At 73.1% G+C, this 23,102-nt stretch carries 18 protein-coding genes; 8 read left to right on the forward strand and 10 right to left on the reverse strand.

Features of this window, described 5'->3' with window-relative positions:
- Positions 1-14: 14 nt before the first annotated feature.
- Genes ACQP1S_RS10095 through ACQP1S_RS10110 form a run of 4 tightly spaced genes read left to right on the forward strand, consistent with a single transcriptional unit; the run spans position 15 to position 5,012 of the window.
- On the forward strand, positions 15-971 hold the full coding sequence (locus ACQP1S_RS10095) for an NAD-dependent epimerase/dehydratase family protein (protein WP_432905547.1): 957 nt from the start codon (positions 15-17) through the stop codon (positions 969-971).
- Between the two features lie 8 nt (positions 972-979).
- The gene (locus ACQP1S_RS10100; RefSeq protein ID WP_432907942.1) at positions 980-2,566 is read left to right on the forward strand and encodes a lipopolysaccharide biosynthesis protein; all 1,587 of its coding nucleotides are present in this window, start codon (positions 980-982) and stop codon (positions 2,564-2,566) included.
- On the forward strand, positions 2,551-3,753 hold the full coding sequence (locus tag ACQP1S_RS10105; protein ID WP_432905549.1) for a glycosyltransferase: 1,203 nt from the start codon (positions 2,551-2,553) through the stop codon (positions 3,751-3,753). Before ACQP1S_RS10100 ends, ACQP1S_RS10105 begins: the two co-directional genes overlap by 16 nt.
- Positions 3,754-3,758: 5 nt before the next feature.
- On the forward strand, positions 3,759-5,012 hold the full coding sequence (locus tag ACQP1S_RS10110; RefSeq protein WP_432905552.1) for a glycosyltransferase: 1,254 nt from the start codon (positions 3,759-3,761) through the stop codon (positions 5,010-5,012).
- A gap of 220 nt (positions 5,013-5,232) precedes the next feature.
- On the opposite strand, the gene ACQP1S_RS10115 is transcribed toward ACQP1S_RS10110, so the two are convergent.
- From ACQP1S_RS10115 to ACQP1S_RS10125, 3 genes are read right to left on the reverse strand one after another with little or no spacing between them, the layout of a single operon-like run.
- Complete coding sequence (locus tag ACQP1S_RS10115; protein WP_432905554.1) at positions 5,233-6,693, reverse strand: O-antigen ligase family protein; 1,461 nt, start codon at positions 6,691-6,693, stop codon at positions 5,233-5,235.
- A 55-nt stretch (positions 6,694-6,748) separates the two neighbouring features.
- Complete coding sequence (locus ACQP1S_RS10120; protein ID WP_432905557.1) at positions 6,749-7,762, reverse strand: dTDP-4-dehydrorhamnose reductase family protein; 1,014 nt, start codon at positions 7,760-7,762, stop codon at positions 6,749-6,751.
- On the reverse strand, positions 7,759-8,802 hold the full coding sequence (locus ACQP1S_RS10125; protein ID WP_091246677.1) for a polysaccharide biosynthesis protein: 1,044 nt from the start codon (positions 8,800-8,802) through the stop codon (positions 7,759-7,761). Before ACQP1S_RS10125 ends, ACQP1S_RS10120 begins: the two co-directional genes overlap by 4 nt.
- A 221-nt stretch (positions 8,803-9,023) precedes the next feature.
- Here ACQP1S_RS10125 and ACQP1S_RS10130 point away from each other — a divergent pair, with 221 nt between their 5' ends.
- Genes ACQP1S_RS10130 through ACQP1S_RS10140 form a run of 3 tightly spaced genes read left to right on the forward strand, consistent with a single transcriptional unit; the run spans position 9,024 to position 12,042 of the window.
- Positions 9,024-9,854: a sugar transferase gene (locus ACQP1S_RS10130; protein ID WP_432905559.1), complete on the forward strand. Its 831-nt coding sequence runs from the start codon at positions 9,024-9,026 to the stop codon at positions 9,852-9,854.
- Entirely contained in the window at positions 9,851-10,777 is a 927-nt protein-coding gene (locus ACQP1S_RS10135; RefSeq protein WP_091246672.1) for an NAD-dependent epimerase/dehydratase family protein, read from the forward strand. The genes ACQP1S_RS10130 and ACQP1S_RS10135 overlap by 4 nt, the downstream gene beginning before the upstream one ends.
- Before the next feature lie 5 nt (positions 10,778-10,782).
- Positions 10,783-12,042 carry a glycosyltransferase family 4 protein gene (locus ACQP1S_RS10140; protein ID WP_432905561.1) on the forward strand — a complete coding sequence of 420 codons (1,260 nt, stop codon included), beginning with the start codon at positions 10,783-10,785 and terminating at the stop codon, positions 12,040-12,042.
- Here ACQP1S_RS10140 and ACQP1S_RS10145 read toward each other — a convergent pair.
- Together ACQP1S_RS10145 and ACQP1S_RS10150 are read right to left on the reverse strand one after the other, a co-directional pair.
- Entirely contained in the window at positions 12,017-12,451 is a 435-nt protein-coding gene (locus ACQP1S_RS10145; RefSeq protein WP_091246670.1) for a hypothetical protein, read from the reverse strand. The two genes, ACQP1S_RS10140 and ACQP1S_RS10145, sit on opposite strands and share 26 nt — an antisense overlap.
- A 106-nt stretch (positions 12,452-12,557) precedes the next feature.
- Positions 12,558-15,128, reverse strand: a complete 2,571-nt coding sequence (locus ACQP1S_RS10150; RefSeq protein WP_432905563.1) for a Tex family protein — start codon at positions 15,126-15,128, stop codon at positions 12,558-12,560.
- Between the two features lie 132 nt (positions 15,129-15,260).
- Between ACQP1S_RS10150 and ACQP1S_RS10155 the strand changes: the two genes are divergently transcribed.
- Positions 15,261-16,772 (forward strand): deoxyguanosinetriphosphate triphosphohydrolase family protein, encoded by a 1,512-nt coding sequence (locus ACQP1S_RS10155; protein WP_432905566.1) that lies wholly within the window; start codon positions 15,261-15,263, stop codon positions 16,770-16,772.
- A gap of 145 nt (positions 16,773-16,917) precedes the next feature.
- Here ACQP1S_RS10155 and ACQP1S_RS10160 read toward each other — a convergent pair whose 3' ends face one another.
- The 5 genes from ACQP1S_RS10160 to ACQP1S_RS10180 all read right to left on the reverse strand — a co-directional run bounded on the left by ACQP1S_RS10160 (position 16,918) and on the right by ACQP1S_RS10180 (position 22,978).
- Complete coding sequence (locus ACQP1S_RS10160) at positions 16,918-19,017, reverse strand: NACHT domain-containing protein (protein ID WP_432905568.1); 2,100 nt, start codon at positions 19,015-19,017, stop codon at positions 16,918-16,920.
- Positions 19,018-19,207: 190 nt separating this feature from the next.
- Positions 19,208-20,353, reverse strand: a complete 1,146-nt coding sequence (locus tag ACQP1S_RS10165; protein ID WP_432905571.1) for an MBL fold metallo-hydrolase — start codon at positions 20,351-20,353, stop codon at positions 19,208-19,210.
- A 177-nt stretch (positions 20,354-20,530) separates the two neighbouring features.
- Positions 20,531-21,550 carry a serine hydrolase gene (locus tag ACQP1S_RS10170; RefSeq protein WP_432905573.1) on the reverse strand — a complete coding sequence of 340 codons (1,020 nt, stop codon included), beginning with the start codon at positions 21,548-21,550 and terminating at the stop codon, positions 20,531-20,533.
- A 46-nt stretch (positions 21,551-21,596) separates the two neighbouring features.
- Positions 21,597-21,797, reverse strand: a complete 201-nt coding sequence (locus ACQP1S_RS10175; RefSeq protein WP_432905576.1) for an SDR family NAD(P)-dependent oxidoreductase — start codon at positions 21,795-21,797, stop codon at positions 21,597-21,599.
- Entirely contained in the window at positions 21,794-22,978 is a 1,185-nt protein-coding gene (locus ACQP1S_RS10180) for a zinc-dependent alcohol dehydrogenase (protein ID WP_432905578.1), read from the reverse strand. Before ACQP1S_RS10180 ends, ACQP1S_RS10175 begins: the two co-directional genes overlap by 4 nt.
- Between the last annotated feature and the right edge of the window lie 124 nt (positions 22,979-23,102).

Genomic DNA, 23,102 nt, shown 5'->3' on the forward strand with positions numbered 1-23,102 from the left:
CGGGGGGTTTGTTCATGCGCATCCTGATCACTGGTGGGGCCGGCTTCATCGGTGCCAACCTGGCCCGCGCCGCCCTGTGCGAGCCGGCCGTCAAGGAGGTCAGCGTCCTGGACGACCTCTCGGTCGGGCTGCGGGGCAACCTCGACGGGCTGGACGTCGATCTCGTCGAGGGGTCGATCCTGGACCCGGCCGCCCTGGACACGGCGATGGCGGGCCGGGAGGCGGTGGTCCATCTGGCCGCCCTGCCCAGCGTGCCCCGCTCGCTGCGCGACCCGCTGGCCTCCCACCACGCGAACGCCACCGGCACGTTGATGGTGCTGGAGGCGGCCCGACGGCACGACGTCGGGCACGTGCTCGTCGCCTCCTCCTCGTCGGTGTACGGCATGAACCCGGCGCTGCCCAAGGCGGAGCTGACCTGGACCCGTCCGATGAGCCCCTACGCGGCCAGCAAGCTCGCCACCGAGGCGTACGCCCTGGCGCACCAGGCGTCGTTCGGGCTGCCCACGCTGGCCTTCCGGTTCTTCAACGTCTTCGGCCCCGGGCAGCGGCACGACCACGCGTACGCGGCCGTCATCCCCCGGTTCACCCACGCCGCCCTGCGCGGCGAGCCGGTGGTGGTGCACGGCGACGGCACCCAGTCCCGCGACTTCACCTATGTCGGCACGGTCTGCGACGTCATCCTCGACGCGCTCCGCCGCCGGGTGCACCACCCGCATCCGGTCAACCTCGCCTTCGGGGCGCGGGTCAGCCTGCTCCAGGTGCTCGACGAGTTGGAGGAGCTGTTCGGGCGGCCGATCGACCGGGAGCACGCGCCGCCACGTACCGGTGACGTCCCACACTCGCTGGCGGACAACACCACCCTGCGGCACCTGTTCCCGGACGTCACCCCCGTCGACCGGGTGCAGGGGCTGCGGGCGACGGGCGAGTGGATGGCCGAGCGGCTGGGCGTCGTCCCTGCCCCACTCCGGTGATCCGGGCCGTGGGCCGGGCCGCCTCCGAGGCGGTCGCCGCCAGGCTCCCTACTGCCGGGCCGGTCGCTGCCGGGCCGCCTGCTGCCGGGGTCGCTGCGGGGTCGCCTGCTGCCGGGCCGGTCGGCGCCGGGCCGCCGGTTGCCGGGTCGATCCCTGCCGGGCTCACAGCTGCCCGGGCCACGGTTGCCGCCGGGGCGACGGTCGTTGCCGCGCCGCCGGTCGGCACGACGGTCGCCTCCCCGGTCCCGACGTCCGATGCGGCATCGACGTCCGGCCCGCCGTCGGGGCCCAGTCGGGACCGCACGGTCACGGTCGGCATCGCCACCGCGATGGTGGCCAAGGGGGTCGGCCTGGCCGCGCCGCTGGTCATCACGCCCGCCTGTTTCCGGTATCTCGGCGACCAGCGGTACGGCCTGTGGATGGCGATCACCGCGCTCACCGGGATGGCCTGGTTCGCCGATCTGGGGCTGGGCAACGGGCTGCTCACCCGGCTCGGTCAGCTGGCCGACGACCCCCGCCAACAGGCCCGGGAGATCTCCGGGGCCTTCGCCACCCTCGGCGTGGTCGCGGTGCTGCTGCTGGCGGCACTCGTGGTGGTCACCCCGGTGGTGCCCTGGGTGGACCTGTTCGCCGTCCGCGACCCGACCGTCGCCGCGCAGACCGGCACCCTGGTCCTGATCTGCTTCGGCGCCTTCGCGGTCAACATCCCGCTCTCGCTGATCCAGCGGATCCAGTACGCCCGCGGTCAGATGGTGCAGAGCAGCGTGTGGCAGTCGGCCGGTGCGCTGGCTGCCATGGCCGTCGTGCTGGTCGCCATCGCCGCCGACTGGGGACCGTTGGTGGTCGTCGGCGGCGCGGTGCTGGCCGTGCCGGTGACCAACCTGCTCAACACGGTGACCTACTTCTGGTCCGCCGGGCCCGCCGACCGGCCGAAGCCGCGACTCGTGCACCGGGAGACCGTCGTCGGCCTGCTCCGGCTGGGCCTGCAGTTCTTCGCGCTCACCATGATGTCGTCGATCGCGCTGAACGTGGACAACCCACTGGTCGCGAACGTCCTGGGACTGACGGTGGCGGCGCACTACGCGGTCGTGGGAAAGCTGTTCGGGGTCCTGTGGATCTTCGTCGGACTGGTGGGCATGACGGTCTGGCCGGTCAACGGCGCCGCCCTGGCGCGGGGCGAGGTGGCCTGGGTACGCCGTAACACCCGGCGCATGATGGCGCTCTACGGCGTGATCGTGGGAGCGGTCGGGCTGCTGCTGGTCGGCTACGGCCACCGGCTGATCGAACTCTGGGTCGGCACCGTCGACCGGTCGACCATCCGGCTCCCGGTCCTCGTCGGGCTGGCGGGCTGGTCCCTGCTGGTGGCGGTCACCTCCCCGTTGCTCATGGTGCAGAACAGCATCGGCCTGCTCCGGCCGCAGTTCGTCGGCTGGGCGTCGTTCCTGGTGCTGGCGACCGTGCTCAAGGTCTGGGGGCTGCGACAGTTCGGCCTGGTCGGCCTGCCCGGGGCGGCCTGCGTCGCGTACCTGCTCACCGTGGTGCCGGCGGCGCTGGTGGGATACCGGCGGGCCCTCGCCCGGTGCGGGCCGTCGTGACCGGCCGGGTCCGGGTGCTGCGGGTCGTCGGCGAGCTGAACTTCGGCGGCACCGAGATGCGCACCGCCGAACTGCTGCCCCGGCTCGCGGCCGCCGGCACCGAGCTGCACCTGGTCACCCTCAGCGACGCGGTCGGGCCGGGGCCGCTGGCCGACATGGTCACCCGGCACGGCGGCACCGTCACGGCGATGCCGCTCGACCCGCGCTTCCCCGTCCGCTTCCTACGCCTGCTCGGGCAGTTGCGCCCGGACGTGGTGCACGCCGACTGTGCCAACTTCTCCGGCGTGCCGCTCGCGCTCGGCGCACTGTGCGGCGTACCCGGCCGGGTCGCGCACTTCCGGGGGGACGACAACCAGCACCGCACCCTGCGCCGCCGGATCTACCGGTGGGCCTGTGGCCGGCTGCTGCGGATCTCCGCCACCGACATCCTCGGCGTCTCGCCCAGTTCGCTGACGTTCGGCTACCACCCGTGCTGGCGCGACGACCCCCGCTGCCAGGTGGTGCTCAACGGACTCGACCTTGACCGGCTGCGCCGGCCCAGCCCCGACGACCTCCGGACCCTGATCGGCGCGGGACCGGAGGACCTGGTCTGCGTGACCGTGGGCCGGGCCTCGCCCGAGAAGCGCCGCTGGCTGCTGCCGCCGATCCTGGCGGCACTGCGGGACCGGGGGGTGTCCGCGCACGCGGTGCTCGTCGGGCCGGGCGACCCGGCCGACGACGACCGCGTCCGGGCGGCGGCTGCTGCCGCCGGGCTCGGCGACCGGGTGCACCTGCTGGGCCCGCGCGAGGACGTGGGCGGGCTGTTGCGGCAGGCCGATGTCGTCGTCCACCCCTCGTGCCTGGAAGGGCTGCCCGGGGGAGTGCTGGAACCCGTCGCGTTGGGCGTCGGCACGGTGGCCGCCGACCTGCCGGGGGTGCGCTTCATCGGCGAGCGGCTGCCCGGGGTGACCATCGTCGGCATCGACGCCCCGGCGCAGGTGTGGGCGCGGGCGGTGGACCGGGCGGCGGCGTTCACCGCGTCGACCGCCCCTGCGGTGGCCGCGGACCGGTTCGTCCACAGCGTCTTCGCCATCGACCGGGCCACCGCCATCCACCTGGAGATCTACCGACGGTGGGCATCGGCCCGCCCGGGGCGGGACCTGGCGCCACGAGAGAGCAGCCGACCACCGGTCGGCTCGGGACGGTGAGAGAGATGACCGATCAGACCATGGTCGTCGGCCGGGAGCCATGGCCGGACGGGGCATCGACCGGGCGGACCGACCGGCCCCGTCCGCTGCTCGTCGGCGCGTACGCCTTCCCGCACGGGGACGCCACCTCCAACCGCCTGCTGCAACTCGCCCGGTCCGCCGCCCCCGAGGGCAGCCGCACCCTGGTCGTCAACGACTGGCCCTGCGAGGTCGCCTTCCCGGCCCGGCCGCCCGGCGCGGCCGGCGTCGACCTGGTCACCCTGCGGGTACGTGGTCTGCACCGGCTCACCCGGATGTCGGCCCGGCTCGCCCGCCCGGCCCGGGTGCTGCGGGCGGTCCGCCGACGGGGGGTACGCCGGGGCGACGTGAGCGTGGTGCTGCTGCCGATGGCGCTGATGACCCTCGGCAACTGGACGGTCCTGCGCCTGGCGCTGCGCTGCCCGGTGGTGGTGGACGCCAGCGAGCGGCACGACCGGCGGCAGTTCCGGCACGGCTGGCTCACCCCGTACCTCGTCCGGCACCGTTGGTCGACGTTCCTGGCCACCCGGCTCGTCGGTCGCGCCACGGCGGTCTCCACCACGCTGGCCGGCTATCTCACGGCACACGGGCTGGAGGTGCTGGTGGTGCCGCCGCAGGTGGACTGCGACGACTTCCGGGCCGGGCAGCCGCCCGCCCTCTCCACCGGCCTGCGCCTGCTCTATGCCGGCACCCCCGGCCGCAAGGACATGCTGGACGTGATCGTGCGCGGGATCAGCCGGCTCGGCCCGGAGCAGCAGCGGCGGGTCAGCCTCACCATCGCCGGGGTCACCCGCGAGGACGCCGCCGCCCACTCGGATCTGGACGTCTCGGTGCTCGACGGCCTCTGCGCCGACGTGCGGTTTCTCGGCCGGGTTCCCCGCGCCACCGTGCTGACGCTGCTCGCGGAGTCGCACTTCTCGATGCTGGTCCGCCCCACCGGCGGCTACGCGGCCAACGGCTTCCCGTCCAAGGTGCCGGAGAGCCTCGCCGCCGGCTGCCCCGTGCTGCTCAACCACACCAGCGACCTGGCCGCCTACGTGCACGACGGGGTCGAGGGGTTGGTGCTCGACGGCAACGGCCCGGACGACGTGCGGTGGGCGATCGAACGGGCGCTGCGGCTGTCCGACGAGGAGTGGACGGCGATGAGCCGGGCCGCCCGGTCGAGGGCCCGCGAGTCGTTCGACCACCGGGCCTGGCGGGACCGGGTCAGCACCTTCGTGGCGGCCGACGACCGGGGCTGACCCGGACGGTATGACAAGCGGTGGGCGTCCCGATCGGGACGCCCACCGTCGTGCGGTCTCCGGCCCGGCACCGAAGTGTGATCTCAGCCCGGCACCGTGGGGCGATCAGCCCGGCACTGCGGGCGATCAGCCGGCACCGTGGGGCGGTCTCAGGGCAGCGCTGGTGCGGTCCCAGGCCAGCACGTGGTGCGGTCTCTCAGCCCAGCACGGGTGCGTGACCTCAGCGCAGCACCGGCACCGGCCGGCGTGGCGCGGCGTCCACCGGGGGGTGGACCTGGTGCGGGTGTGCCGGCGCGGGGGACGGCTCGACGCCGTCGTCGGCGTCGGCCGGGACGCCGGGCAGGTGCAACAGCACACCGGCGGTCACGAGCCAGAAGACGTACGGGTAGGTCTGTCCGGTGCCGAAGATGGCCGACTCGGTGACCTGGATCAGCAGGCCGGTGACGACGAGCCAGACCAGACCCGAGTCGGCCCGGCGCACCGGTGCCCGCAGCGCGACCCGCCCGACGGCCAGCAGCAGCAGCGCCAGCGGTGCCACGGCGGCGAGCCCCAACTCCAGCAGCAGTTGCAGATAGCTGTTGTGCACCACGCTCACCCCGGCCCCGAAGGACTCGTCGAGACTGGCGAGGGCGAACAGGTGGTTGCGGGACGCGTACCCGAAGCCGAGGGCGGGGCGGTTCTGCCACCACAGGTCGACCGTCGCCTGCCACATCTCGGTGCGGCCGTTGGACAGGTCGCCGTCGGTGGGGTCGGTGAAGCGCAGCACGAGCTGCCGCATCCAGGGGCCGGCGAAGATGATCGGCAGCAGGTTGAACAGGTAGGCCACCAGGAGCCCCGCGGCCAGCCCGGCGGCGAGGCGGACCACCCGGCCCAGCCCGTGCCGCAGCACGACCCAGAGGGCGCCGACGAGCACGGCGATCAGCCCGGTGCGGGACTGGGAGAGCAGCAGGCAGGCGACGGCCGGCACCATGCCGAGCAACTCCACCCGCCGCCGGGACTGCCGGTAGACCGCCCAGCCCAGCGGAGTGGTCAGAGCGCAGACGATGCTGAGCATGTTGGGGTTGTTGTAGAGACCCTCGAACCGGTCGGTCTGCGACAGTGCGGCGAGGAGCGTGCCGTCGGTGAGCCCGAAGCCGAGGCTGATCAGGGCGGAGCCGCTGAGCACCAGATAGACCACGCGCAGGTCGGCCAGCATGACCGCCCGGTCCGACCACCGGAAGCGGATCAGGACGTGCACCAGCGCGGCCAGCAGGAGCAGCGCGACACCGCGTTGGAGAGTCTCCAGCGGCACCACCGACCAGGTGAAGCTGAGCGTGGCGAGACCCGCCATCGCCCAGAGCGCGCCGATGAGCAGGCGGGTCCACCGATCGAGCCGGGCCACCGTGCGTCCCGGGGTGCGCAGCGCCCAGACGATCAGGGCGGCGACCGCCGCGTACCGGGGATAGAAGCTGGCCTCCACCAGGGCCGGCAGCTTGGACGAGGCGCAGACCAGGAGCGCCACGGTCAGGCCCAGCAGCCATCGCCAGCTGTCCATCTGCTGCACGAGCGCGAACAGCGCGAGCAGCAGCAACGCCACCGCCCCGACCGCGACCAGCGGGGCGTTGACGCTGGCGACGGTGGTGACCACCGCGACGACGAACGCCCCGACGATCAGGCACAGTTGACCCACTCGGTTCCCCACGTGATGTCCTTTGACTCCAGCAGGCCGGCGGTGCCGGCGGTGGTCGGTTGGTCCGTCAGCGCGGCACGCCCGCCAGGCCCGGTCGGGCCTGGTCGAGCGCCCAGCGGGACCGGGCGGCGTGCATCGCCGCGATCATGTCCGGCCAGCTCGGCGGGTGGTAGCCGGTGACGTGCGCGAGGGCGTCCGCGCGCATCGACCGGTCGCAGGTGAACTCGTCGTCCGGCACCAGTTCACCGGACCACCCGTACACCTCGGCGACCAGCCGGAGCAGGTCGTACTTCGTGATCGGTGCGGCGGCGACGTGGAACAGGCCGGTCAGCTCCGCCCGGGGCAGGACCACCGTGCGCAGCAGTCGGGCGAACTCCACGGTCGTGACCCCGCTGTAGATGGCCCTGGTGAAACCGCGTACCTGACCGCGTTGGGAGAGGAACCAGTCCACCAGGGAACGGTTCGTCGTCAGCTCGTGCCCGACGATCGAGGTACGCAGGGTGAGCGCCGCGGCCCCGGTCGCCTCGCCCAGCAGTTTGGACCGACCGTAGAGGTCGGGCGGGTCGGGCAGGTCGTCCTCGACGTAGCCGCCCCGGCGGCCGGAGAACACGCAGTCGGTACTGACGTGCACGAGCCGACCGCCGACCTGCGCGCAGGCGTCGGCCAGCAGATGGGGGAAGAGGGCGTTGAGGGTGACCGTGGGCACCGCGTCCTGCACGTCCGGCCGCTGCTTGATGACGCCGACGCAGTTGACGACGACGTCCGGCCGCAACTCGTCCACGAGTCGCCGGACGTGATCGAACCGGGTCACGTCGACGGCCGGGACGATGCGGTCGAGCAGGTGCCGGGGGAACCACCCGGCCCGGTCGTCGATGCTGCGGGCGAGACCGTGGACGTCGAGCTCCGGATCGTCGTCGAGTTCGCGCAGCACGGCGTGGCCGAGCATGCCGGTGACGCCGACGACGAGGACCCGTCGTGCCGGGCGTTGGTCGGCCTGGTGGTCGGTCCGCTGGTCGGCCTGGTGGTCGCTGCGCCGCCGGGGCACCCGGTCGGGTCGGCCGGTGTCGGCGGCGGTGCTCATGTCGTCACCACGGCCGCCGCGGCGGCCTGGACCTGCGCGCGCACCTCGGGCAGCGTCATCAACAACGACTCGATCTCCGGTACGGACAGTCGGCGGGCGTTGTGCGAGTGGAAGTCGGCGAGGCCACCGTGCTCGACGTCGCCCTCCTCGAAATAGAGGGAGTAGTTGAGGTCACGGCTGTCCACCGGCACCCGGAGGAAGTCGCCGAGATCCTCGGCGAACGCGAGCTCCTCCCGGCTGGCCAGGGTCTCGTAGAGCTTCTCCCCGTGCCGGATGCCGAGCACGTTGAACTTGGCCGGCACCCCGAACAGGTTGCACAGCGCCGTGGCCAGGTCGCCGATGGTGCAGGCGTCGGCCTTGCGGATGAAGACGTCCCCCGGCTGGCCGAACACGAACGCGTGTTCCACCAGCTCGACCGACTCGGGCAGCGACATCAGGAAACGGGTCATCGTCGGATCGGTGACCGTCGGCAGACCGCCCCGCAGGATCTGGTCGATGAACAGTGGGATCACCGATCCGCGCGAGTACATCACATTGCCGTAGCGCACACAGCAGACCCGGGTCCGGGCCGACGCGTTGTTGCGGGAGTGCGCCTGCGCCACCTTTTCCATCAGCGCCTTGGTCATGCCCATCGCGTTGACCGGATAGACGGCCTTGTCGGTGCTCAGCAGGACCAGCGTCTCCACGCCGACCCGCTCGCAGGCGTCCACCACGTTGGCGCTGCCGAGCACATTGGTGCGGACCGCCTCGAGCGGGAAGAACTCGCAGGAGGGCACCTGTTTGAGGGCGGCGGCGTGGAAGACGAACTCCATGCCCCGGGCGGCCTTGAGCACACTGTCGTAATCCCGGACGTCGCCGATGTAGTAGCGGACCCGGTCATTGCCGAGTCGGTGCCGCATCGCGTCCTGTTTCGACTCGTCACGGCTGAGGACCCGGACCTCGGCGGCGCCGGCGTCGAGCAGTCGGGAGACCATTGTCTGGCCGAACGACCCGGTGCCCCCGGTGATCAGGAAACGCCTCTCCGAAAGCGAGGGAAGCATATCTCCTCCTGCCTGTTTCCCGGCGGACCATCCTCGGGAATCGCGATCTGTTCGATGGTGACCATACTGTTGCCATAACGAGACCGGGCGTGCTTCCGGTAAAGGGAGGAACAATCATGTTTCACCTTTGCGGGGTGCGCTGCGCGCGCCATTGTCGACCCGCCCGGAGTGGCAGATGTGAAAGCGCGGATCGTCCGCCGTGAAGGTGGTAGGTGTGTTCCATGCCCAAAGTTGCTGTCCCCGCGGCGCAGCCGCGCGCCGGTGCCCACGGCCCGGCGGCCGGACGGGGAACCGCCCCGGCGACCCGGCGACCGTACGACCGCTGGAAGCGGCTCCTCGACGTGCTCGGCGCCCTCGTCGTGCTGACCGTCGGCGCACCGCTGCTGGCGCTCGTCGCCCTGGTCGTGCTGGTGACGCACGGGCGGCCGGTGCTGTTCCGGCACACCCGGCCCGGCCTGCACGGCGAGTTGTTCGAGGTGGTGAAGTTCCGCACCATGCGCCATCCCGACCCGGAGCGGGGGCTGGTGACCGACGCCCAGCGCCTCACCCGGGTGGGCCGCTGGCTGCGGGCGAGCAGCCTCGACGAGCTGCCGGAGTTCTGGAACGTGCTGCGCGGCGAGATGAGCGTGGTCGGTCCCCGTCCGCACCTGGTGCGGTACCTCGCCCTCTACAACGCCGAGCAGGCCCGCCGGCACGAGGTGCGGCCGGGCATCACCGGGCTCGCCCAGGTACGCGGGCGCAACTCCCTGAGCTGGGAGGCGAAGTTCGGCTACGACATCGACTACGTCGACCGGCGGTCCTTCCTGCTGGACCTGAAGATCCTGCTGACCACCGTCCGGGTGGTGCTCAGCCGGGAGGGCATCTCGGCTCCCGGCGCGGCCACCTGGCACGAGTTCACCGGCAACGACCAGCCGCCCGCGTCGTCGCCGGCTGGCGACGGGCCGAACGCGTCGTCGCGGACCGGCGACCGGCCGAAGGGCTCGTCACCGGCCGGCAACCGGCCGAACGCGTCGTCGCCGGTCGACGACCGGGACGCCGCGTACCGCCGATGAACCGGGTGCTGCTGCTGGGTGCCGGTGGCTTCCTGGGCCGCCACATCGGTGCCGTGCTGGCCGGGCACACCGTCCTGCGGTCGCCCACCCGCGCGCAGTGCGACCTGGTCCGGATGGAGCTGCCCGAGTTGACCGCACTGGTCGCCCGGGAACGACCGGACGTGGTGGTCAGCGCGGCGGGCCGGATCGTCGGCTCCGGGCTGGACTTCGTGCGGGCGCACGTCGTGACCACCGCGAAACTGATCGAGGCGGTGGCCGTCGCCGCACCCGGGGCCCGGTTGATCCGGATCGGCTCGGCGGCGGAGTACGGCGTCGTGCCGTACGGCCTCGCCGTCGGGGAGGACCACCCGGCCGCACCCGTGAGCGAGTACGGGCTCAGCCACCTGGCCGCGACCCGCCTGGCGCAGCTCGCGGGTGACGCCGGCCGCCTCGACACGATCGTGCTGCGGGTCTTCAACCCGGTCGGGCCGGGGATGCCGGCGGGCAACATGCTGGCCCGGGTCACCGCGATGGTCCGGGCGGCGGCGGCCGGCGGGGCGGGGGACATCGCCCTGGGTCTGCACGACACCTACCGGGACCTCGTCGACGTGCGGGACGTGGCGGCGGCGGTGCTGGCCGCGACGCGGTGCGCCGTGGGTGCGGAGCGGGTCGTCAACGTGGGCAGCGGACGCGCGGCGGCGACGCGGGACGTCGTCCGGTTGCTGGCCGACGTGGCCGGGTTCCCCGGTGAGATCCGGCCCGGCACCTTCCCGCCCGACGCCACCCGCTCGGCCGCGGTGCCCTGGATGTGCGCCGACCTCGACCGTGCCCGCCGGGTGCTCGGCTGGGCCCCGGCGTACGACCTGACCGACTCGCTGCGCGCCCTGTGGCGGGCCGACGGCGCGCCACCCACCCGCCCGGTGGCCGGCGTGGCGGCGGGGTGAGGTCGATGCGGATCGGCCTGCTCACCCAGTGGTTCGACCCGGAGCCGGGCCCGGCGGCCCTGCCCGGGATGCTCGCCCGCGCCCTCGCCGACCGGGGACACGAGGTCCGGGTGCTCACCGGTTTCCCGAACTACCCGACCGGTCGGCTGGCACCCGGCTACCGGCTGGCCCGCCGCCTCGACGAGACCGACGGCCCGCTCCGGGTCCGCCGGGTGGCCCTCTATCCCAGCCACGACCGCTCCGCGCCGCGTCGGGTGGCGAACTACGGCTCCTTCGCCGTCTCCGCGCTGGTCTCCGGCACCCCGGCGCTGCGGGGCCTGGACGCCCTCTGGGTCGGCAACTCGCCGATCAGCGTCGCCCTGCCGATGTGGTTCACCCGGTACGTGCACCGGGTGCCGGTGCTGCTGCACGTGCTGGACCTCTGGCCGGACAGCGTGCTGGCCAGCGGCTTCCTCGGCACCGGCAGGGTGTCACGGACCATCGAGCGGGGGATGGCCGCCTGGTGCGGCGCGATGTACCGCAGCGCGGCCCGGGTCGCCCACGTCTCACCCGGTGCGGCGGACCTGCTCGCCGACCGGGGGGTGCCCCGGGAGAAGCTCGTGCACATCCCGGTGTGGGCGGACGAGACGCTGGGGGCCCGCACCACCGACCTGCGCGCCGAACTCGGTCTGCGCACCGACCAGGTGGTGCTGGTCTACGCCGGGGCGCTCGGTGAGGCACAGGGGCTCGATTCGCTGATCGACGCCTGCGCGCGCACCGGTGACCCCCGGCTGGTCTGCCTGATCGCCGGCTCCGGCACCACCGAGGAGCGGCTGCGTCGTCGGGCCGGGGCGGTGGGAGCGACGAACGTCCGGTTCCTCGGGCAGTTGCCCCGGGACCGGATGCCCGCGCTGATGGCCACCGGAGACGCGCACTACGTGAGCCTGCGGCCCGGCGGCATGTCCGCGTACACGATGCCGAGCAAGGTGCAGGCGACCCTCGCCGCCGGACGGGCGCTGCTGGTCGCCGCGGAGGGGGACGCCGCCGCCGTGGCGCGCGACAGCGGCGCGGGCATCACCGCCCGACCCGGTGACCCCGACTCGATCGCCGACGCCCTGCGGGAGGTCTGCGACCTGGGCAGGGAGAAGCTGGAACTGCTCGGTCAGGCCGGTCGGGGGCACTACGACCGGGTCTTCTCCGTGGCCGCCGGTGCCGACCGGGTCGAGCGGACCCTGCACGAGATGGTGGCCGACGGCCGGGTCAGGGCCAGTCGTCGCCCGCGCTGAGCCGGCGGCGCAGCAGCGCCTCCAGCGGTAGCGACTCGCCGTCGCGGCCACCACGGCCGATCACCAGCGGCGGCGGGGACGGCTCCGGCGTGGCGCCGAACAGCAGCGCGCGCAGGCTGGCCGGCACGGTCAGCAGGTGGAACCGTCCTGCCGCGTCGACCGCCCGGTGCCGGGCCCGGTCGACGTACCAACCGTGCAGCCCGGTCCGGTAGCGGTGCCGCCCGTCGTAGGACACGGCGACGAGGCGGGTGGTGGCGAGCCCCCGCTGTCGTGCCTCGGCGACGAAGGCGTCGACCAGCTCCGCCGCCTCCGCCTGCTCCGCCGCACGCCGCCGCTCGTCGGCGGCGGCGTGCGCCTGCACCGCGTGCCGTCGCGTCTCGCGCCAGTCCGCGCCGTCGTCCGTGACCATCACCCGACGGTACGCCGGTCACCGCCGCCGTCGCCGCCCCGGGCCACGGCGGTCGGCAGATCCACCGTGGACAGTAGGCCGCCGAGCAGCCTCCGGCGGGCCGGCCTCAGAGCAGGCCGGCCCGCCGGAGGGCGTCGGCCATCGCGCTGTCGGCGGGCGGCCCACCGCTGTCGCGCCCCTGGCGTCCCTGTCCGCCGCGTCCCTGACCACCCTGGCCCTGTCCGGGCTGACCTTGTCCGCCGCGTCCCTGACCGCTCCGCCCCTGCCCGCCGCGCCCCTGGCCACCCTGGCCCTGTCCGCCGCGTCCCTGACCACCCTGGCCCTGTCCGGGCTGACCTTGCCCGCCGCGTCCCTGACCGCTCCGCCCCTGGCCGCCCTGGCCTCGGTCGCCCTGACCTTGACCGCCCTGGCCTCGGTCGCCGCGGCCCTGGCCGGCCCGGCCCGGTTCGCCCCGGTGCGGCCGGTCGGCGTCGGCCCGGCCGGCCCCCGCCGCCTCGTCGTCCAACCGCAGGGTCAACGAGATCCGCTTGCGCGGCACGTCGATGTCGAGCACCTTGACCCGGACCACGTCACCGGACTTCACCACGTCGCGCGGGTCCTTGACGAAGGTGTGCGACATCGCCGAGACGTGCACCAGGCCGTCCTGGTGCACGCCCACGTCGACGAACGCGCCGAAGGCGGCCACGTTGGTGACCACGCCCTCCAGCAGCATCCCGGGGGTGAGGTCGCTGATCTTCTCCACCCCCTCGACGAAGGTGGCGGTGCGGAACTCCGGTCGCGGGTCCCGGCCGGGCTTCTCCAGCTCGGCGAGGATGTCGGTGACGGTGGGCAGACCGAAGGTGTCGTCGACGAAGTCGGTGGCCCGCAGCCCGCGCAGGATGGCCGACTTGCCGATCAGCGAGCGCAGGTCCTGCCCGGTAGTGGTCAGGATGCGGCGCACCACCGGGTACGCCTCCGGGTGCACGCTGGACGAGTCGAGCGGGTCGGTGCCGCCGGGGATGCGCAGGAAGCCGGCGCACTGCTCGAACGCCTTCGGACCGAGCCGGGCCACCTTCTTCAACTCGGCGCGGGTGCGGAACGGCCCGTTGGCGTCCCGGTGCAGCACGATGTTCTCCGCCAGCCCGGCACCGATGCCGGAGACCCGGGTCAGCAGGGGAGCGGAGGCGGTGTTGACGTCCACCCCGACGCCGTTGACGCAGTCCTCCACCACCGCGTCCAGCGAGCGGGAGAGCTTCACCTCGGACAGGTCGTGCTGGTACTGCCCGACCCCGATCGAACGCGGGTCGATCTTGACCAGCTCGGCCAGCGGATCCTGGAGCCGTCGGGCGATGGAGACCGCGCCGCGCAGCGACACGTCCAACGTGGGCAGTTCCTGTGAGGCGTACGCGGAGGCGGAGTAGACCGATGCGCCGGCCTCGGAGACCATCACCTTGGTCAGGCCGAGCTGCGGGTGCCGCGTGATCAGCTCACCGGCGAGCTTGTCGGTCTCCCGGCTGGCGGTGCCGTTGCCGATCGCCACCAGCTCCACCCCGTGCGCCCCGGCCAGCTTCGCCAGCGTGTCGATCGAGGCATCCCACTGCCGGCGCGGCTCGTGCGGATAGATCGTGTCGGTGGCGACCACCTTGCCGGTGGCGTCCACCACCGCCACCTTCACCCCGGTGCGCAGGCCCGGGTCGAGACCCATGGTGGTGCGGCTGCCGGCGGGGGCGGCGAGCAGCAGGTCGCGCAGGTTGGTGGCGAAGACCCGGACGGCCTCCTCCTCGGCGGCCTGCCACAGCCGCATCCGCAGGTCCGCGCCGAGGTGGATCAGAATCCGGGTACGCCAGGCCCAGCGCACCGTGTCGGCCAGCCACCGGTCGCCGGGCCGGCCCGCGTCGGTGACCCCGAACCGCCCCGCGATGGCCGCCTCGTAGCGGGTCGGGCCGGTGGGCGGGGCGTCCGGGTCCTCCTCGGCGTCGGGGGCCATGGTGAGGTCGAGCACGCCCTCCTTCTCCCCCCGGAACATCGCCAGGATGCGGTGTGAGGGCAGCTTCGGGTACGGCTCGGCGAAGTCGAAGTAGTCGGCGAACTTCGCGCCAGCGGCTTGCTGCCCGTCGCGTACCCGGGCGACCAGCCGGCCCCGCGACCACATCTGCTCACGCAGGGTGCCGATCAGGTCGGCGTCCTCGGCGAACCGCTCGATGAGGATGGCCCGCGCGCCCTCCAACGCGGCGGCGACGTCGGCCACCCCGCGCCCGGCGTCGACGAACCCGGCGGCGCGTTCCCGGGGGTCCTGGCCGGGATCGGCGAGCAGCGCCTCGGCCAGCGGCTCCAGCCCGGCCTCCCGGGCGATCTGCGCCCGGGTCCGCCGCTTCGGCTTGTAGGGCAGGTAGATGTCCTCCAGCCGGGACTTCGAGTCGGCCGCCATGAGCTGCGCTTCCAACGCCTCGTCCAGCTTGCCCTGGCTGCGGATCGACTCCAGTACCGCGGCCCGCCGCTCGTCCAGCTCCCGCAGGTAGCGCAGCCGCTCCTCCAGGGTGCGCAGCTGGGCGTCGTCGAGCAGGCCGGTGGCCTCCTTGCGGTAGCGGGCGATGAACGGCACGGTCGCGCCGCCGTCGAGCAGCTCCACGGCCGCCCGCACCTGGCGCTCGGCGACGCCGAGCTCGTCGGCGATCCGCTGATGGACTGACTGGGTCACGATGTTGATCCGCCTTCGTTTCGGGTTCCCTGGTGCATTCTGCCGCCCACCCCCGACGCCGCGCGCCACCCCCGCCGGTGACCCGGTGCGAGCCGCCGCGGCCGGTCGGTCCGCTGCGCTAGCGTGGCGATCATGGAACAACCTGCGGATCGGCGTGCCCGCCGGCTCTTCGGCGGCAGCGCCCGAGCCCTCGGTGACCTCGCCGCGAGCCCGTTCCGGGCCGACCGGGACCGGATCGTCGCCTCACCCTTCTTCGCCCGGCTCGGCGGGGTGACCCAGGTGATCAGCCCGGTCGGCTCCGGGCTGCTGGTGCACAACCGGCTCACCCACAGTCTCAAGGTGGCCCAGGTGGCCAGGGCGATCGCCGAGCGGTTGACCGCCGACCCGACCCAGCGGGACCTGCTGGACAAGCTGGGCGGCTGCGACCCGGACGTGGTGGAGGCCGCCGCCCTCGCCCACGACCTCGGTCACCCGCCGTTCGGGCACCTGGGGGAGCGGGTGCTGGACCGGCTGGCCCGGCAGCGGCTCGGGCTGGCCGACGGGTTCGAGGGCAACGCCCAGTCGTACCGGATCGTCACCAGCACCGAGATCCGGGGGGCCGCCACCACCGGTCTCGACCTGACCGCCGCCGTCCGGGCGGCGATGCTGAAATACCCGTGGACCCGGCTGGACCACCCCGACCCGCACCCCCGGCACCTGCGTCCCGCCCCCCGTGGTGCCGCCGCCCCGCCGGACGACCCGGGCAGCGGCTCGGTGAAGTTCGGCGCGTACGGCACCGAGCTCGCCGACCTGCGGCAGGCCCGCGCGCCGTTCGCCGGGCGGATCGCCGAGTGGCAGCAGACCGTCGAGGCGTCGGTGATGGACACCGCCGACGACATCGCGTACGCCATCCACGACGTGGAGGACTTCTATCGGGTGGGGGTGCTCCAGCAGGGCGCCGTCGCCGCCGAGCTGATGGCCTGGCAGCGCGAGGGCGGGCACCTGCGCGCGGTCACCGACCCGGCGTTGGCCGGTGCCGCCCGCCGTCCCGGCTCGGCGATCGAGGCGCTGCGCCGGCAGCTGCACCGCAAAGACGCCTGGATCGCCGACGACGACGCGTTCGCCGCCGCCGTCGAGCACGTCCGTGAGGAGTTGGTGGACGGGCTGCTGGCGCTGCCCTTCGACGGTTCGATCGAGGCGGAGCAGTACGTGGCCCGGTTCTCGGCCCGGTGGACCACCCGGCTGGTCGACGCGATCACGGTGACCGCTTCCCCGCACGTACGCTCCGGCCACGTGTTGCTGGCCCAGGCGCAGTGGCACGAGGTGCAGGTGCTCAAGTTCGTCCACCACCGCTTCGTGCTGGCCCGCCCCGACCTGGCCCTGCACCAGCGGGGTCAGGCCCGACTGCTGGACACCCTGGTCGACGCGCTCTGGCAGTGGCTGCTCGACCCCGAGGAGGAGTCGCGGCTGCCCCGCCGGCTGCCCGACCTGGTGGAGCTGGCCGAGGCGGAGCTGCACCCGCGTACCCCGGACCGGATCGGGCGGGCCCGGGGCCGGGCCATCGTCGACTTCGTCGCCCAGCTCACCGACGGTCAGGCGGTGGCGATGCTGGACGTCCTGTCCGGTCGCTCCGGGGCGCTGTGGACCGACGCCTTCGTGCTCTGAGAGCGCGGGTCCCGTGGTGATCGTCGTCGAGGTCTTCGGCGCGGATCACCACTGAGCCACGAGACCAGCACGTGAATCTCCCCTGATCGACGGGTGCGGTGGAGGGCGGTCCGGTTGCTGGCCGACCGCCTCGCGGGCGGGGCGGTTAGCGGCGAGCGGGTTGCCGTTGTGACGGTGACGCCGCTCGCGTGGACTGCTGGGCCAGGTAGGTCTGCAGCCGGCTGTGCCGGAACTGGTAGACGGCGCCGGCCTGGCGCAGGACGCCGCGTTGGTAGGCGTCCTGCAGGAATGCGACTGACCGCCAGGGCAGGCGGCGGGTGATCGCCAGATACCCCCTCACCAGCAGCAACCATTGACCCCACGCGTAGGGCAGGATCAGCGCCGGACCGATCACGAGCGCTGCCGCGAGGCCTATCACGACACCAGCGGTAACGCCGTAGCGGAAGACGCCGCCGCCGACGACCCCCATCGCGAGCATGATGCCGAGTCCGCCCATGAGTGTCGGGCGAAGGGTGTGGACACGATCGGCGGACAGCGAATCGGTGACGCTGGCCGCCCAGGTCTGGTCGGCCGGGCGTGGGATGCCGAACGCAATCCCGAGTGTCACGGCGGTGCCGACTCCGATCCCGGCCACTATCCCGAGGGTGGTCTCTGACGCGATGCCGGTCAGGAACAGTGCCGCCGGGATCCCTGCGGCTGCTCCGTGCGCCATGGCGAAGTTCAACTCGCGGAGGTTGAGCTGAATCCGCTTGGCCTGTGGGACCGGAGAGGTGCCCCGCACCCATCGCCTCTGGACGAGGATGATCAGGTTGCCCGGGAGGAACATGTTGGAAGCCGCGAAGACCATGCTCCCCGTCACCAGTCCCGTCATCGCGGTAGCCACGATCAGCGCACCGTTCCAACCCCAGTTGAGGAAGCTGATCCGTTCACGCTGCGGAACGCTGTCGCGCAACTGCCACCAGGCCAGGTCGGTGGTCTGCTGGGCTTCGAGGTGGGCGGCGAGATAGACCAGCCACCGGTGTGCCCGGTCGGGGCGCCAGTGCGGGCCCCGGGGTGACTGCCGACGATAGACGGCCGGGAGATAGGCGGCTATCAAGTGCTCCTCGACCGCCTCGTGCGTCGGAAACCGCTGCGCGTCGAGGAGTTCCGCCGGGTCTTCCGACCCCGTGTCGCAGTAGTTGGCGCGCGCCAGGAACACCATCAGAGGCGTCTGGAGAACCTCCCGCAACACCGCCGCAGCGGGGTCGTCGGGCTGTTGGCGCAGCCGGGCGAGGACCGGTTGCCAGATTCCGTTCCCGGTGCCGGGCACGAGGCGGTTGGTGGTACGGGGCAGATACTCCTCGATCGTGCTCAGGTCGAGGTCGTCGAGCACGATGCCCTCAGCGCGGGAGAGCACCCCGCTCCGCTTGACAGCCTTGCAGTATTCGTCGCCGCGGCTGGTCAGGATGAGGGCGAGTCCTGCGGTCCGGTTGAGTTGCCGCATCGCCTGCTCGCGCAGCCCGGGATTGATCTCGTCGAAGCCGTCGAGGATCGGCAGGATCAGGCCGGCGTCCAGCATTGCCGCAGCTCGGCTGATCTGCCCATCCCGGCTTATCGCCGCCTCGAACGGGGCGGAGAGCGCGGGAACGCGCCGCGCGAGCTGCTCGGCGAGCCACACCTTCAGTTCCGCATTCGGGTTCCACGAGTGGAGGGCGAACATCACCGGCACCCGTTCGCCGGTTTGGCGGTCATCGAGAAGTTGGCTGAGCAACTCACTGGCGAGAACGGTTTTGCCGGCCCCGGCCCTGCCGAGGATGACCAGCCGTCCGGAGGGTATCCGGGCGTAGACCTTGGCGATCTGATGCAACGTGCCGGCGAGGTTCAACCTGGTCGTGCGCCTCCCCAGCCGTGTTCCGCGTACGTTTGCCGGCTGGTCGACCAGACGTGACTCGGCCGGCTGCCATGACACCGGCAGGGGCAACGGATCATCGGAGCGATGGTGCGCTCGCTCCCGTGCACACTCGGCTCGCGCCGCGACGGCCAGGCTGTCAGCGAGCGCCGGCAGGTCGGTGACGGTGGGAAGACCGACAGTCTCCTGGCGCTGCAGCTCCCCTCTGATCAGTGGCACGGCGAGCAGCAGGGTCGCCGGGACGAGGACCCACCCCCACCAGCGGGGCAGGTTCAGGGTCTCGACGAGCAGACCCGAGACTACGGAGCAGGTGAGGGGCAGCGCCGCCTTCCAGATCAACGAAGGTCGCCAGCGCATGACTCGCCCCCCGCTCGAGTACGGCAGACGTCCACGGTAGTCAATGAGTGGACGTTCCGGTAGGGTGCCGCGACCCCGCGCCGGTGTCCTGCGCCGCCGCAGAGCCGTTCATGCTGATCCGCGGCGCGCCCCGGCCGGGGCGTGCAGGTGGGGCTGCCCGCCGGCCGGGGCGCCCCGGCCACGGCGATCCTCAGGCGATCGTCTGCCACCAGCCGTCGACCGCCGGCGGGTCGTCGGCCACCACCCGCTCGCCGGGACGGGGCACCGCCAGCCGCACGCCGCGCGCCTTGGCCTCGGCCCAGAGCCGGTCCACCGGCTCGGACCAGTCGTGCAGGGCCAGGTTGAACGTCGCCCAGTGCACCGGGACGAGAAGGTCACCGCGCAGGTCGAGGTGGGCGGTGACCGCCTCCTCCGGGAACATGTGGATGCCCGGCCAGGCCCGGTCGTACGCGCCGATCTGCATCAGCGTCGCGTCGAACGGCCCGTGCGCGGCACCGATCTCGGCGTACCCGTCGAAGTAGCCCGAGTCGCCGGTGTAGAAGACCTTCCGGTGCGCCCCGGCGACCACCCACGAACTCCACAGCGTGCCGTCCCGCCGTAGCCCCCGGCCGGAGAAGTGCTGGGCGGCGGTGGCGGTGATCTCCAGGCCGCCGACCCGGTGCCCCTGCGACCAGTCCAGCTCGATGATCCGGTCGGCCGGCACCCCCCACCGGTCGAGGTGCGCGCCGACGCCGAGCGGCACCAGGAACGGCGCAGACTGCCGGCGGGCCAGCTCCCGGACGGTGGCCATGTCGAGGTGGTCGTAGTGGTCGTGGGAGATCAGGATCGCGTCGACGGTGGGCAGCTCGTCGAGGCGTACCGGCGGCTCGTGCAGCCGCTTCGGGCCCACCGCCGCGGACGGCGAACAGCGGTCGCTCCACACCGGGTCGATCAGGACCCGGTGCCCCTCGATCTCGATCAGCGTCGAGGCGTGGCCGTACCAGACGATGTTCAGCTCCCGGTCGACGTCGGTCGTCGGGGCCGGGGCGGGCCGCACCAGCGGGACCGGGGCGGTGGGGCGGCGACGCTGCTGGCCGAAGAGCAGCTCCCGGAGCAGGTTGCGGCCGGAGTCGCCGCCGGGCATGGTGCGGATGGCGACCCGGTTGTGGAAGGTCCCGTCGCGGAACTGCGCCGAGCGGGCCGCCCGTTGCGCACGTGCGCCGGTCAGTCGGCCGCCCAGCGCCGCCGGCACGTCCCGCGCCGTCCAGGCCAGGCCGGCGATCGCGGCCAACCCCGCCACCTGCCACAGTCGTCCGCCGCGCGTCCGCTCGACCGTGCGTTCCGCTGGTTGCCGCATCCGTGTCCCCCTCGCCGGTGTCCCCGCAGTACACGGTAGCCATCACCGGCCCGTTGCGCCCACGCCGCCGCACGGTCCGTCCGGCGGCGGGGCGGACGGAGGGAGGCGGCGGGGCCGGTGCCGGTCGGGGTGACCGGCCCGGCCGTCGGGCGGTGGGAGGGGTGGACGTCGGGGTGGTCAGCCGCCGTTGCGGGGCCGCTGCCGGGCCACCCGGTGCCGGGGCGCGTCGGCGGTGCCCCTGAGCTGCGCGGTGGCGTCCAGGAAGAACCGGCCGAGTCGGGCCCGGGCCTGCACCACCGGGTGGGTGGCGCCGAAGTTGTCCCGGTCGGCCTGGCCGTCGGCGAAGAGCACATAGGTCAGCACGGCCGCCCCGGTGGTGTCGAATACCACACCGGCCTCGTGCCGGGCGTCGACGAACCAGCCCGCCTTGGTGGCCACCCGGGCCCGTTCCGCCGAGGACATGGTGCGCCGGATGCCGTCGGTGAAGGCGACCGGGGCGCGCAGCAGCTTGAGCACGAGGGCGGTCGACGACGGCGAGAGCAGCGTGCCGGCGACCAGGGCGCGCAGCAGCGCGTGCATCTCCCGGGCGGTGCTGGTGCCGAGATAGAAGCGGTGGGGTTCGGACAGCGGCTGCACCTGGGTGTTGGGGAAGCCCTTGGCGACCAGGGTGCGGTTGATCTCGGCGGCGGGGCAGACCAGGCCGCAGAGCCGCGAGGCGGTGTCGTCGGAGACGGTGAGCAGGTTGGCCAGCACGTGCCCCACGGTCACCGCACTGGGGTAGGCGGTGTCCAGGACGAAGATGCCGTCCCCGCCGGGCACCACGGTCGAGGCGGCCACCTCGACCCGCTGGTCGAGGGTGAGCAGCCCCCGGTCGATCCTGTCGAGCACCGCGACGGCCACCGCGATCTTGTTGACGCTGTACGCCTCGACCCGCCGGTCGGCGGACTCGGACACCGCGACCAACGGGGTGGCACCGTTCTCCAGGCTGAGATGGACCTGCCAGTTGCCCCCGGTCAGCGCCTTCTCCCGCTGGAAGGCCGCGGCGATCCTCGGGGCGACGAGTTCGGGGCTCGCGGCGACGGCAGCGGACTTGCCGGGGCGGGCGGCGGCCGGTGCCGGTGCGCCGCCGAGCACCGCCCCGGCCGTGGCCGCCGTGCCGAGTCCCAGCGCGGTCCTGCGGTTCACCCTGCTGGTCACGTCTCTCCCGTCGAGCGATACCCGGTGCCGTCTCCGGGTCACCACTCTAGGTGAGCGGGCCTCTCCGTGGGTGCCGGATCACCGTCGCCGACGCCGTGCCGGCCGCACGGCACTCCCGGCGTACGTCGGCCAGGTTGGTGGGGGAGCGGGCGGCGAGGACCAGTCGGTCCCCGCGCCCGGCGAACTCCCGGGCCGCCGCGCGGCCGATGCCGCCGGTGGCCCCGGTGACCACCACCACCCGACTCACGGAGCGAGCACGACCTTGACGCAGCCGTCCTCCTTCTTCTGGAACATCTCGTACGCCTTCGGCGCGTCGACCAGTGGCACCCGGTGGGTCCGCAGGTCCTCCACGCCCAGCGGGTCGTCGTCGCCGGACAGCAGCGGCAGGATCTCGTCGGTCCACCGCCGCACGTGGCACTGGCCCATCCGCAGTTGGATGCCCCGGTCGAACATCTCCATCAGCGGCATCGGGTCCACCTCACCGCCGTAGACCCCGGAGATCGAGACGGTGCCGCCGCGCCGCACCGCCTTGAGGGCGGCCTTCAGCACGGTCAACCGGTCCACACCGGCCTTGTCGATCATTTTCTCGGCCAGCTTGTCCGGCAGCAGCCCGGCGGCGTGCTGGGCCAGCTTGCCGCTGGTGGAGCCGTGCGCCTCCATTCCGACCGCGTCGATCACCGCGTCCGGGCCGCGCCCGTCGACCAGGTCGACCAGCGCGCCGGGGACGTCGTCGAGCTGGCTGACGTCGAGCGTCTCGATGCCGTGCCGACGGGCCATCTCCAGCCGCTCGGGCACCAGGTCCAGGCCGATCACCCGGCCCGCCCCGAGGTGCCGGCCGATCCGGGCGCAGAACTGCCCGACCGGGCCGAGCCCGAACACGGCCAGGGTGCCGCCGGGCGGGGTGTCGGCGTACTTCACCGCCTGCCAGGCGGTGGGCAGGATGTCGCTGAGATAGAGGTAGCGCTCGTCGGCGCCGGTCTGCGGGATGGTGATCGGGCCGAACTGGGCCTGCGGGACCCGCAGGTACTCGGCCTGGCCGCCGGGGACCGAACCGTAGAGCGAGGTGTAGCCGAACAGCGACGCGCCCTTGCCCTCGGCGGTCACCTGGGTCGTCTCGCACTGGGCGAAGAGCTGCCGCTCGCACATCCAGCAGTGTCCGCAGGCGATGTTGAACGGGACGACCACCCGGTCGCCGGGCTTGAGCCGGGTCACCCCGGAGCCGACCTCCTCGACGATGCCCATCGGCTCGTGCCCGAGGATGTCACCGGGCTTCAGGTACGGCCCGAGCACCTCGTACAGGTGCAGGTCGGAGCCGCAGATCGCGGTTGAGGTGATCCGGACGATCGCGTCCGTCGGCGCTTCGATCCGGGGGTCCGGGACCTCGTCCACCCGGACGTCGCGCTTGCCGTGCCAGGTCAGTGCCTTCATCGCTGATGTCCCCTCTCGGTGCCGTCGACGGGTCTGCTACCCCGGCAGGGGCGCTTGAACCGGCGGCGTACGCGTTGCCCGCGCCGCACCGCCCGCCGCGCACCCAGGGGAAGACGGCGACCGC

The organism is Micromonospora matsumotoense (assembly GCF_050951065.1).
Lineage (GTDB): Bacteria > Actinomycetota > Actinomycetes > Mycobacteriales > Micromonosporaceae > Micromonospora > Micromonospora matsumotoensis.

What these genes read in the sequence shown, in the direction of transcription:
- ACQP1S_RS10095 (WP_432905547.1), top strand. Translation starts at nt 15, where the DNA reads ATGCGCATCCTGATCACTGGTGGGGCCGGCTTCATCGGTGCCAACCTG.
- ACQP1S_RS10110 (WP_432905552.1), top strand. Translation starts at nt 3,759, where the DNA reads ATGACCGATCAGACCATGGTCGTCGGCCGGGAGCCATGGCCGGACGGG.
- ACQP1S_RS10120 (WP_432905557.1), bottom strand. Translation starts at nt 7,762, where the DNA reads ATGAGCACCGCCGCCGACACCGGCCGACCCGACCGGGTGCCCCGGCGG.
- ACQP1S_RS10125 (WP_091246677.1), bottom strand. Translation starts at nt 8,802, where the DNA reads ATGCTTCCCTCGCTTTCGGAGAGGCGTTTCCTGATCACCGGGGGCACC.
- ACQP1S_RS10130 (WP_432905559.1), top strand. Translation starts at nt 9,024, where the DNA reads ATGCCCAAAGTTGCTGTCCCCGCGGCGCAGCCGCGCGCCGGTGCCCAC.
- ACQP1S_RS10135 (WP_091246672.1), top strand. Translation starts at nt 9,851, where the DNA reads ATGAACCGGGTGCTGCTGCTGGGTGCCGGTGGCTTCCTGGGCCGCCAC.
- ACQP1S_RS10140 (WP_432905561.1), top strand. Translation starts at nt 10,783, where the DNA reads ATGCGGATCGGCCTGCTCACCCAGTGGTTCGACCCGGAGCCGGGCCCG.
- ACQP1S_RS10145 (WP_091246670.1), bottom strand. Translation starts at nt 12,451, where the DNA reads ATGGTCACGGACGACGGCGCGGACTGGCGCGAGACGCGACGGCACGCG.
- ACQP1S_RS10155 (WP_432905566.1), top strand. Translation starts at nt 15,261, where the DNA reads ATGGAACAACCTGCGGATCGGCGTGCCCGCCGGCTCTTCGGCGGCAGC.
- ACQP1S_RS10160 (WP_432905568.1), bottom strand. Translation starts at nt 19,017, where the DNA reads ATGCGCTGGCGACCTTCGTTGATCTGGAAGGCGGCGCTGCCCCTCACC.
- ACQP1S_RS10165 (WP_432905571.1), bottom strand. Translation starts at nt 20,353, where the DNA reads ATGCGGCAACCAGCGGAACGCACGGTCGAGCGGACGCGCGGCGGACGA.
- ACQP1S_RS10180 (WP_432905578.1), bottom strand. Translation starts at nt 22,978, where the DNA reads ATGAAGGCACTGACCTGGCACGGCAAGCGCGACGTCCGGGTGGACGAG.